Origin of the sequence: Jatrophihabitans lederbergiae, assembly GCF_031845305.1 — a bacterium.
Lineage (GTDB): Bacteria > Actinomycetota > Actinomycetes > Mycobacteriales > Jatrophihabitantaceae > Jatrophihabitans_A > Jatrophihabitans_A lederbergiae.
The window spans coordinates 1-637 of record NZ_JAVREH010000211.1 but is presented as its reverse complement, the minus strand read 5'-3'; the positions used below and the strand labels follow the sequence as shown (position 1 = coordinate 637).

Sequence of the window (637 nt, the reverse complement as noted above, 5' to 3'; positions counted from 1 at the left end):
GCCGGGCACTGGACCATCGCGCCCGCCGCGGGCGGGGTCTGCACCACCCGCCGCTATATCGAGGACACCCTCGTGCTGGAGACGGAATGGCGCAGCCGGGAGGGGACCGTGCGGGTCACCGACTTCATGCCCCCTCGCGGGCACGCCCCGGACGTGGTCCGCATCGTGGAAGGCATTCACGGCACCGTGGCGATGCGATCGCAACTGCGGCTGCGCTTTGACTACGGACGGGTGCTGCCCTGGGTACGCCACCATGGTGACCGGATGGAAGCCATCGCCGGCCCGGATCGGGTCCGGCTGCGCACCCCGGCGCCGTTGCAGGGACGCGACCTGGCGACCGTCTCTGAGTTCACCGTCCGAGCCGGTGAGCGGGTGCCCTTCGTGCTCACCTGGAACCCCAGCCACGAACCCCCGCCCAAGCCGGTCGACGCCGAGCACGCCCTCACCGACACCGTCACCTTCTGGAAGCACTGGGCCCAGCGCGGCACCCCCGTGCACGGTCCCTACCGCGATGCCATCACCCGCTCCCTGCTGACGCTGAAAGCGCTGACGTACCAGCCGACCGGCGGCATCGTCGCCGCAGCGACCACGTCGTTGCCCGAGCAGATCGGTGGCCCCCGCAACTGGGACTACCGCT

At 71.0% G+C, this 637-nt stretch carries 1 protein-coding gene; it reads left to right on the top strand.

The window, feature by feature from the left end; translation table 11 throughout:
• Positions 1-637, top strand: a 637-nt coding sequence (locus tag RM423_RS25030) for a glycoside hydrolase family 15 protein (protein ID WP_311425743.1), incomplete at both ends; no start/stop codon positions are given.